At 51.9% G+C, this 10,804-nt stretch carries 10 protein-coding genes; all 10 read left to right on the forward strand.

The genetic code is table 11. The annotated features are described in order from the left end of the window. Positions 1–155 precede the first annotated feature (155 nt). The gene (tssH, locus tag ACG1VR_RS09880) at positions 156–2,810 is read left to right on the forward strand and encodes a type VI secretion system ATPase TssH (RefSeq protein ID WP_395490815.1); all 2,655 of its coding nucleotides are present in this window, start codon (positions 156–158) and stop codon (positions 2,808–2,810) included. Next, on the forward strand, positions 2,807–5,308 hold the full coding sequence (locus ACG1VR_RS09885; protein ID WP_395490816.1) for a type VI secretion system Vgr family protein: 2,502 nt from the start codon (positions 2,807–2,809) through the stop codon (positions 5,306–5,308). Before tssH ends, ACG1VR_RS09885 begins: the two co-directional genes overlap by 4 nt. A gap of 2 nt (positions 5,309–5,310) precedes the next feature. Then, entirely contained in the window at positions 5,311–6,840 is a 1,530-nt protein-coding gene (locus ACG1VR_RS09890; RefSeq protein ID WP_395490817.1) for an esterase/lipase family protein, read from the forward strand. A gap of 107 nt (positions 6,841–6,947) precedes the next feature. Further along, positions 6,948–7,931, forward strand: coding sequence for a T6SS immunity protein Tli4 family protein (locus tag ACG1VR_RS09895; RefSeq protein WP_395490818.1), 984 nt, complete (start codon positions 6,948–6,950; stop codon positions 7,929–7,931). 141 nt (positions 7,932–8,072) lie between these two features. After that, complete coding sequence (locus tag ACG1VR_RS09900; RefSeq protein WP_395491083.1) at positions 8,073–8,168, forward strand: T6SS immunity protein Tli4 family protein; 96 nt, start codon at positions 8,073–8,075, stop codon at positions 8,166–8,168. A gap of 85 nt (positions 8,169–8,253) precedes the next feature. Further along, entirely contained in the window at positions 8,254–8,604 is a 351-nt protein-coding gene (locus tag ACG1VR_RS09905) for a hypothetical protein (protein WP_395490819.1), read from the forward strand. 129 nt (positions 8,605–8,733) lie between these two features. Beyond that, entirely contained in the window at positions 8,734–9,858 is a 1,125-nt protein-coding gene (locus tag ACG1VR_RS09910; RefSeq protein ID WP_395490820.1) for a T6SS immunity protein Tli4 family protein, read from the forward strand. A gap of 97 nt (positions 9,859–9,955) precedes the next feature. Then, positions 9,956–10,003 (forward strand): hypothetical protein, encoded by a 48-nt coding sequence (locus ACG1VR_RS09915; protein WP_395491084.1) that lies wholly within the window; start codon positions 9,956–9,958, stop codon positions 10,001–10,003. Positions 10,004–10,057: 54 nt separating this feature from the next. Beyond that, entirely contained in the window at positions 10,058–10,336 is a 279-nt protein-coding gene (locus ACG1VR_RS09920; RefSeq protein ID WP_395490821.1) for a PAAR domain-containing protein, read from the forward strand. Between the two features lie 93 nt (positions 10,337–10,429). Next, positions 10,430–10,729 carry a hypothetical protein gene (locus tag ACG1VR_RS09925; protein ID WP_216375828.1) on the forward strand — a complete coding sequence of 100 codons (300 nt, stop codon included), beginning with the start codon at positions 10,430–10,432 and terminating at the stop codon, positions 10,727–10,729. Positions 10,730–10,804 lie beyond the last annotated feature (75 nt).

Consider the following 10,804-nt stretch of genomic DNA (forward strand, 5'->3'; position numbering starts at 1 on the left):
CAGCCCGTCCGCAGTTTTTTTCCCCAGCGTCTGCCGTGCGGATGTTGAGCAAAAAATCACATCATTCCACCTGCCTGACCTGATGCGCTTGGGTTCCTGATTACCGGGAAAGCGATGGGCGGTAGCGTGCCCGGAACCGAGAAAGAGAGAGAATTATGGAAAATTCAGCCATCCTGCTACGCCGCCTTAACCCTTACTGCGCCCGCGCGCTGGAAGGTGCCGCCTCCCTGTGCCAGACCCGCGCTCATGCGGAGATCCAGCCCGAACACTGGCTGCTGAAATTGCTGGAACAGGGCGAAGGCGACCTGACGGTACTGGCCCGGCGTTACGAATGGAATATGGATACGCTCTGGCAGGAGCTGCTGGGCTGGCTGAACAATTTGCCTCGCTCGGTGCGCGGCCGCCCGAAACTCTCGGACGGCATTCAGGCTCTGATGCAGGAAGCCTGGCTGCGGGCTTCCCTGGCGGGGGAAGAGCAAATTCGCAGCGTGCATCTGCTGATGGCGCTGGTCGATAAACCCAAACTGCTGCGCTGCGACGGCCTGTGGCCGATGCTGAGCCTCGGGCAGAGCCAGCTGGAGCGGCTGCGCCCGCTGCTGGATATGCAGTCGGACGAACGCCCTGAAGTACAGCAGGAAGCGGAACTGGCGCAAAACTACGGCGGTGAAGTTGAGTTTGTTGGCCGCCCGGCGGGGGCGGAAATCAAAGAGGGTGAACTGAACCCGGCGCTGCAAAACGCGCTGGACAAGTTCACTCTGGATGTTACGGCTAAAGCGAAAGAAGGCAAAATTGACCCGGTGTTTGGCCGCGATACGGAAATCCGCCAGATGGTGGATATTCTTTCCCGTCGCCGTAAAAACAACCCCATTCTGGTGGGCGAACCCGGCGTGGGCAAGACGGCTTTGGTGGAAGGGCTGGCGCTGCGTATCGCCGAAGGTAATGTGCCGGAAAGCCTGAAAAGCGTTAGCCTACGTACTCTCGATCTCGGTCTTTTGCAGGCCGGGGCCGGAGTTAAGGGCGAGTTTGAGCAGCGGCTGAAAAACGTGATTGATGCCGTGCAGCAGTCCCCCACGCCCGTCCTGCTGTTTATCGACGAAGCGCACACTATCATCGGTGCAGGCAACCAGGCGGGCGGCGCGGATGCGGCTAACCTGCTGAAACCAGCTCTGGCTCGCGGTGAGCTGCGGACCATCGCCGCCACGACGTGGAGCGAATACAAACAATATTTTGAGCGCGATGCTGCCCTGGAACGTCGCTTCCAGATGGTGAAAGTGGATGAGCCGGACGACGACACCGCCTGCCTGATGCTCCGGGGCCTGAAATCCCGCTATGCGGAGCACCACGGCGTGCACATAACCGACGACGCGGTAAAAGCGGCCGTTACGTTATCACGCCGCTATTTAACAGGCCGCCAGCTGCCGGACAAAGCCGTTGATCTCCTCGATACCGCCAGCGCTCGCGTGCGCATGAGCCTTGATACCGTGCCGGAACCGCTAACCCGAATCCGCGTGCAGATCACCGCCCTGGATGTAGAAAAACAGGCGCTGCTGGAAGACATTGCCGTGGGCAACGATGCCTGCGGCGAACGGCTGGCGGAAATCGAGCAGGAAGAAGTGAGCCTGATTGTTGAGCTGGATGAGCTGGAGACGCAGTACGGCCGGGCGCTGGAGCTGACCGAACAGCTGCTGGAAAGCAGACAGGATATCTCCCGCCAGAGCGAAACTCACCGCCTGCAACAGCAGCTGAACGAGATGCAGTCCGGTAACCCGCTGCTTTCCGTGGATGTGGACACCCGCACGGTGGCCAACGTGATTGCCGACTGGACGGGCGTACCGCTGTCTTCGCTGATGAAGGACCAGCAGACGGAATTGCTGACGCTGGAAAATGAAATCTCCAAGCGCGTAGTGGGTCAGGACGTTGCCCTCAACGCTATTGCTCAACGGCTGCGTGCCGCAAAAACCGGTCTGACCTCGGAAAACGGGCCGCAGGGCGTGTTCCTGCTGGTTGGCCCTAGCGGCGTGGGTAAAACGGAAACGGCGCTGGCGCTGGCGGATGCCCTGTACGGCGGCGAAAAATCGCTTATCACGATCAACCTTTCTGAATACCAGGAGCCACACACCGTTTCCCAGCTTAAAGGTTCGCCTCCTGGTTATGTGGGTTACGGCCAGGGCGGCATTCTTACCGAGGCCGTGCGCAAGCGGCCTTACAGCGTAGTGCTGCTGGATGAAGTGGAAAAAGCGCACCGCGACGTGATGAACCTCTTTTATCAGGTATTCGACCGCGGCTTTATGCGCGACGGCGAAGGGCGTGAGATCGACTTCCGTAACACCGTTATTCTGATGACTTCCAATCTCGGCGGTGACCACCTGATGCAGCTTCTGGATGAGCAGCCCGAAGCGGGCGAGTCAGATCTCCAGGAGCTGCTGCGCCCCCTCCTCAGGGATCACTTCCAGCCCGCGTTGCTTGCCCGCTTCCAGACGGTAATTTACCGCCCGCTGGATCGGGCGGCGATGCGCACCATAGTCGAAATGAAGCTGGCGCAGGTTAGCAAACGCCTGAATCGCCATTACGGTCTGGCAACCCATATTGAAGAGAGCCTGTATGGCGCCCTGACCGACGCCTGCCTGCTGCCGGATACCGGAGCGCGCAACGTAGACAGCCTGCTTAATCAGCAAATCCTGCCGGTACTTAGCCAGCAGCTGCTCACCTGGATGGCGGCAAAACAAAAACCAAAATCACTGGCGCTCGGCTGGGATGAAGAACAGGGCATTGTGCTGGAGTTCGATCCTTCGGAGGATGAAAGCGTATGAGTACCCATCCCTTAGTGATGTTCAGCCATAGCCACCACCTGCTTGCGGTGCGTGATTACGACGGTTCTCTTGACGTGCTGGCGTTTGAAGGCCGGGAAGCCCTGAGCCTGCCGTTCGGCTACCGTATAGAGTTTACCAGCCCGGATCACGCCATCAGCCGGGAAGCGATGCTGATGAAAACCGCTTCTCTGACGCTGCAGGCCCCGGTTGATCAGGGGGCGGGCATTAAAATCCAGCAGCCCGTAAGAGTGGTTCAGGGTGTGGTAACCGCTTTCGAGCGTTTTGCCACCTCAGAAGATCAAACGCACTATGCGCTCACGCTCCAGCCACGCCTGGCGCTGCTCAGCCGCTCGCACCAGAACGCCATCTACCAGGATGCTTCCGTGCCGCAGATAGTGGAGAAAATCCTCCGCGAGCGGCACGGCATGCAGGGGCAGGACTTTCTGTTTTCTCTCAGCAAAGAGTACCCGCGGCGGGAGCAGGTGATGCAGTACGGCGAGGATGACCTGCACTTCATCACCCGCCTTCTGGGAGAGGTGGGTATCTGGTTCCGCTTTACCGCGGATACCCGCCTTAATATTGATGTGGTTGAGTTTTACGACAGCCAGCAGGGTTACGAGAAGAGCCTGGCGCTGCCGTCCGTTCCGCCTTCGGGGCAACATGCTAAAGGCGTGGACTCGGTGTGGGGGATGGAGAGCCATTACCATGTGGTCGAGAAGCAGGTCAGCACCCGGGACTATAACTACCGTCTGGCGACCGAAGATATGAATGTGCAGGTGGATGCTACCCGGGATGACAGCACAACCTACGGAGACGCCTACCATTATGCCGACAACTATCTGACGCCGGGCAGCCCGCAGGAACGTAACCCCGCTCCGGAGTCGGGGGCGTTTTACGCCCGGCTGCGGCATGAGCGCTACCTTAACGGACAGACGAAGCTGGCAGGGATAACCAGCTGCCCGACGCTCTCTCCGGGCGCGGTACTGGCAGTCAGCGGTGGGGATGAAGTGACGGAGGTATTTGCTAAAGGTGTGGTTATCACCGGAATGAGCAGCCACGCCCGGCGCGACAGCGATTTTGACGTTCATTTCAGCGCTATTCCGGCCGGCGGTGACTACGGCTTTCGCCCTCAGCCGGGCAGGCGACCGGTGATGGCGGGCACGCTGCCCGCTCGCGTCACCAGCACCACCGAAAATGATACCTATGGCCATATCGACAAAGAGGGCCGCTACCGCGTCAACATGTTGTTTGACCGCGACAACTGGGATACCGGGTTTGAAAGCCTGTGGGTACGCCAGTCCCGCCCGTATGCCGGAGACACTTACGGCCTGCATCTGCCGCTGCTGGCGGGCACAGAGGTGGCGATTGGGTTTGAAGACGGCAACCCGGACAGGCCATACATCACCGGCGTGCTGCACGACTCGGCGCACGGCGACCATGTCACCATCCGTAACTATAAGCGCAACGTGCTGCGCACCCCGTCCAATAACAAAATCCGCCTCGATGATAACCGCGGCCAGGAGCACATTAAGGTTTCGACCGAGTACGGGGGTAAAAGCCAGCTAAACCTCGGCCACCTTGTCGACAGCGAGAAACAAAAGCGCGGCGAGGGCTTCGAGCTAAGAACCGACAGCTGGGGGGCCATCCGCGCCCGCAACGGCATGTTCATCAGCGCGGACGGGCAGGAAAAAGCGCATGGGGAAGCGCTGGAGATGGGGGCGGCAATTAGCCAACTACAGCTGGCCTTGAACCAGGCCGAAGCCCTGAGCAGTGCGGTTGAAACTGCCAGGGCCGAATTGGCCGATATCCAGGCTCAGAAGACGCTGCTACAGCAAACGCTTACCGATTTGAAGCAGTCTGCGTTGTTACTCTCCGCCCCTGAGGGGATTGCTCAGAGCACGCCAAAAAGTGTGCAGCTGGCAGCGGGGGAGAATATCATCAGCACCAGCGGAAAACATACTGATTTCAGTGCATTGAAAAGATTTACCGTGGCGGCCGGGGAGAGGGTCAGTTTGTTTGCCCACAAGTTGGGTATCAAAATTTTTGCCAGCAAAGGGAAGGTGGAGATACAGGCGCAGGGCGATGAGATGACGCTGGATGCATTAAAGGACATCCGCATCAGCAGCAGCGAGGGCAAGCTGGTCATCAGCGCGAAGCAGGAAATCATTATCACCAGCGGAGGCGGCTATATCCGTATTGCCGATGGTACCGTGGAGTGCGCGGCACCGGACAAAATTATCCAGCGAGCGGCGGTGTGGCAGAAGTTTGGTGGGCAGAGTATGAGCCAGGCGGCACAGAGCTGGAAAAGTGCTGATTTTTCTTATACGCCCAAAGCGATTCACGCTTACGATGGTTCGGCTCTGTCGGCGCAGAAATTGGCCATTCAGGCTGAGGATGCGGCAAGCCAAACCGTCTCAACATCTGAAGATGGGAAGAGTGTGTTAATGAAGCAGGTTGATGTGGTGACGGATAAACTGCGGTTCGAGGAAGGAAAATAACCATGACGCAAGCAGCAGAAAAAGAGATCGTTAGCCGGCCTGAATATGATGCAAATGGAAGGGCTTACTACAGCCTGCCTAATGCCAGAGCTGAAGACAATCTGGTGGTTGCCTGCCCTAAAATGGCGGAAAAGGTGATCCCGGTTATTTTTCTGCCGGGGGTCATGGGATCGAATCTTAAAAAGATAGATTCTGATAAAAAAGTCTGGCGTGCAGATCTGTTTCAAGGCGCAGATGCTCTGGCATGGACAGCTAAATCAAAAGAACAAAGAAAAGCGCTGCTGGATCCCCTCTCCACAGAAGTAGATTTAACAGGGAAGGTACTTTACGACGATCTCGATGGCAGGGTGTTTCCCTCCAGGACGGCTCGTGGCTGGGGCAGTGCACTTTATAAAAGCTACGGTGAACCTCTCCATGTTCTGCAATGCATGCTGAATGATGGTCATATTTTGATTGATAATCTGATCAATGGTACCACTAGGCTAACGCCCCGACAGTTACTTATTGGTGAAGACTTAGGAGCAGAGAAAGGCGAAGATGTACTGACTGAGATGGAGGTCAGGCGGAGTTACGATTTTCTTTTTCCTGTACATGTTTTTGGCTATAACTGGTTACAGTCAAACGTCGATTCGGCGAGGCTTCTCGAATGCTATATCAAAGAAGTTTTAGGTACTTACCACGACAGGCTTGCCGCCAATAAAGTCATTCTGGTTACTCACTCCATGGGAGGTTTGGTGGCCCGGCATTATTCAGAAAACATGAACGGTAGGGAAAATATTCTGGGCATCGTTCACGGCGTTATGCCGGATCTGGGATCTCCGGCGGCATATCGCCGAATGAAAACCGGGGAGCGGGGTATTGTCGGGGCGGTAATTGGTGCCGACGCGGCCAACCTGATGCCCGTGCTGGCCCAGTCACCCGGACCGCTACAGCTGCTGCCGGGTAAGGCCTACGGGCCGGGCTGGCTGAAAATTAACAGCGGCATGGAAAGTGTGAATAAGCCTGAGTCTGACCCTTATACGGAAATCTATCTTAATGAAAGCGACTGGTGGCGACTGTGTGAGAAAGAGTTATTACTGGATGATATAGATAATGAATGGAAAGCTTATCAAAATAGAATCAATAAAATTGTCCTGGATTTTATTGAAGGATTAGATGGGAAATATCATTCCAGTACCTACGCATTTTACGGTGCAAGTGGAAAACATCCTTCGGACGATTATCTAATATGGCAGCAGATCCCAGCACCGAGGCCGGTTATGGGCGTGCCGCTGGAGCTCCCCGTTTACCGTCACATAGCGGGTAAAACCTTTGAGCTGATCTCCTCTGGCAGCGCTGGGGACGGCACCGTACCTGTACGCGCCGGGCGTATCACATTTTCAGGGATCCGCTCGCTGCTTGCTACCGACGTGGATCATGAAGGCGCTTATGCTGTGGGGGATATCGGTACGGAAAATGGCCTTTCCGCCGCGATGAAGTTCACGTTACGTTCGATTATAAAAATGGCCGGGGAGGTCACCACATGCGGGTAAGGCATTTATGGTTTGGACTGATTGTTATCGTCCTCATTCTCGGTACGGTTTTCTGGTTGCTCACCCGCTCGTGGCAGGTAGCCCCTTTAACGGCAAAGGAGAAACAAATGATGGATGAACTTTTTGAGCAGACTAAACCCCAGTGTATTGGTCGCTATCTTTTTGATGTGCCCGTTTCATTCAACAATGCAGCGGTGGGTCAGGTAAAGATTAATGAGATGAGAATTGCCAGCAAACGGTTGTACCCACCGGCGTTTGCGCAACGTGTCAATCTGCGCGAACAGGAGTTGGGAGAAAGTCAAACGGTTAATCCGAGAGATCAGCCTTTTCTGAAGCACGTATACCGGATCGATAGGAACACCGTCATTTTTGATCGCAACGAAAACGGGAGTGTTCCCGGTTTCGGACGGATTCTTGAAGGACACCTTTATAACAATGGTATTGCATTTGTTGTTACAACTGAAATTACTGACCTGTCCGATCCAACATATTATAAATACAGAGATAATTACTTAAATAGTGGGTCGAAGGAAAGCGATCTAAACGATAAACCTCAGAAGCTGGCAGAAATGCAAAGCCTGCTTTCCAGGCTAAAGGGAAGAAAGGATGATCAGGTGCCAGCACAGCCAGGCATCTGTATCCCGGAAGGTTTTATTCATGATGAAGGTGTGATATCAAAGGATGATATTACTTTGATATATAAGCAGGGTGATTTTGAAATTATTGTTAATAGTAATAACGTCTTGGCTAAAGGCGACACATTATTGGAGCGAGGGAGTGAAATAAATTCCACCATCATCAGGGTTGGGGCTCATACTCTGAAAAAAGGGACTGTAAGGTTGCCAGATATAAATGCAGAAGAGTGGCTGATGAAAGGACGGCAGGATATCTATCATCCGGAAGAGAAAGTCGTTCCCTACTATACGTTCCATTTTTACGGTAATGAAAAAATTGGCAATTTGAAACATCCGGTATTTTCTCTTGAGTTGCATAATTCTGGTAAGGAAACGAAAAATTATACTGACTCACAGTTGGTTGATATCTGGGACAGAATCACCAGAACATTCAGATATCGCCCCGGAGCGTTCTGAGTCGGGTATGAACAGGAGTTATACTCGCTGCATGGAGTTAACGCATTTGCACAGTTTTACGATTAGCTCTATTCTCATCAAAATGCTGAATTATGGTACGATGTCGGCGGATTATCTGAGTGCAATATACCGTGGTTTTGTATTGAATTCACCAGTGAATATAAACAAACGCGCTACAGCGAAGCGCAGATGATTGAAATCTGGGACAGGCTGGTGAATTCCCTGCGCTATAAATAACGGATAAAGATTTTTGCCTGGCCTGGCTTTGCTTTTCACCTTCTTCGGGGAGTGAGCCAGGCATACCGGGAAAGGAGTCCTCATCATGCAGTATATTCTTGCGCGTACGGTCTTATCGGTGGCTGCCGGGTTACTTTTTATTGCCCAGGCTATGGCATCTACGCCAGTGCAGAAGGACAGTCCAGTGATAAATACTTTGTTTGCGCAGACCAAACCGCAGTGTATCGGGCGCTACGTGATTGACGCTCCTGAATCGGATGATCTTTATAGAAGACTCGAAGACCATGTATATTTAAATGGTATCTCTTTTGTTATAACTACAGATATTCGAGATTTTTCCGCACCTAAATATAAAGAAAGGCTGAATATCTTAAAACCACAACAGAAGAACAAACAAATATCAAACCAGCCAAGCTGGCGACTCTGTAATCCCTGATTTCACGGCTGAGCGCCAGAAAAGATGAGGGAGCGTACAAATCTGACAACACCATGGATGCACGCTGGTTTACTCTTCGGTCAATTATCAGAATTGCACAGCAGGTGAAAAATACAGGGCTTGCTTACCATGAATAATATAAAGAAAAAAGTAGTTATCGTCGCCGCTTTAATTGCAGCGGGATATGGGCTTTATCAATATTTTCGCCCTTATGACCCATCGCCACAAACACTGACGTCATCACAGCAGGAAGCCATGAACAAGATAAACGCTGAAATGAAACCATATTGCGTCGGGCGCTATATGCTCGATCTGCCATCATCCTTCGTGGCCTACAGTGAAACAGCACCGCTGGATAACAATATCTGGGCAGCAGTAATATCAAGACCAGAGGATATGTATAAAACCTATCTGGCGACAAAGAAAATGTATCGCCCTGGTTTTGTACAGTTGCTGGCGAGACGGGAGGGGGAGTTACGTGAAGGTCATACTATCAGAAGTGAGAATATGCCATTTTTGAAAAAAATCTGGCAATTGCAAAATGGATTGGATGGTGTGATTTTTGAAAGAAATACGAATGAAAGCGCTGCGGATGCAATGCGCATTCTTGAAGGATATCTGTATACCAACGGCGTGATTATCAAGTTACAGAAGCAGACTTTCAATGATTCAGCTTCACGTTATGAAAGGCAACGCAATGGTGATCCAATTCAGAACTATGTCGCAAAAGATGTCAGCCAGATGCAGTCGCTGATGGCGAGGATTAGCGGCAGGGATAATGACGTTATTCCGACGAAGCCTGGCTCTTGTATCACCCATGCGTTTATTGCCACAGACCCGACAGAAAGGGATCGCGAGGATATTAACATAGGACTGATCAGTAATACTTTCGACAATATACGCGTTGTGGTTTCCAATGATAACTTTACGCGTGAAGAAAACACGGTGCTGGAGAGAGCTGGTGAGATAGAGAGTAACTTGTACCGTGGCCGGGTGGAAAGAAAAGGGGCCTTTAGTGTGAACGGGTTGCAGGCGCAGGAGTTTCTGGCAACGGGTTTACAGGCATCTCAGGACGAGCCGCGTTACGGTTTTGATATGTTCATCAATGAAATGACGGCCAGTTACAAGACCCCCAATTTTATTCTGACTTTGGAGAATGATTCCATGCCGCAGACCTCCTATAGCGAGGAAGAAATCATCGCCTTCTGGGACACGATCAGCCGTAGCGTACGCGTGCGCCCTGGCGCGTTTTAACGGGTCGGAAAGGATAGCGGATAGATAACAATCAGGTGTGTATAATAATATTAGACTCACCAGTGAGTATAAACAAACACGCTACAGCGAAGCGCAGATGATTGAAATCTGGGACAGACTGATGAATTCCCTGCGCTATAAATAGCCGCTGGTGAAATTGTTAATTCTTTCCATAATTTTTGAAAATAAAGGATGCACAATGAGCGTAGGTTATTTTTTAAGAGTTGGTGATAGCACCACCTGCGGTGGGAGGATCCTTACCGGCGATCCCACTTTTCAATGGTATGGTGTTTCTGCTGCCAGAGAAGGTGATATGGTCAACTGCGGTAAACACTCGGGAACTTATAACATCTTAGGCGGAGTCAAAGATACATTCGACGGAGGTCAGGTTCTCGCGGGGTCACTTGATAGTTTTAGTTCATGCCCGTGCCATGCAAAGTTTATCCCTGGCATTCATGATAGTTATTCTAAGACCTAAGAAAGAGGATAAATAATTCGAAAAATACATATCCGCAGAAAAAATATCAAAATACAGCATGCCTCTGATGCAGAACACAAAAAGGAATGATTAATGAAATATAAACCTCAATACGGATTATTGCTTGCCAGCCTGATGTCTCTGATTTTCATCACCGCTTGCCAAACGAAACCGATCACAGTCGAACGTAATAAAAACATTCAAATAGTCAACCCATTCTCAGGTTCAAGCCCTGATGGACAATGCTATAAAATAACTGCTGAAAACAAAGATTATTACGGTCGTCTGGATAAAGATGGTCACCCCCTGCAAATTCCTGAAATTGAAAATAAAGATATAAAGATCAGCCTAAGACTATTAAGCGATAGCGATTGTAAGGAAAAAGGCATCTGATTTTTCTGCCACATTAATCACAGATATTCGAATGGGTTGATCCGTTCGTTACGCTAATCTTCTTGCGCAACTCCC

This window comes from Cedecea davisae, from assembly GCF_044095835.1.
In the GTDB taxonomy this organism is placed as follows: domain Bacteria; phylum Pseudomonadota; class Gammaproteobacteria; order Enterobacterales; family Enterobacteriaceae; genus Cedecea; species Cedecea davisae.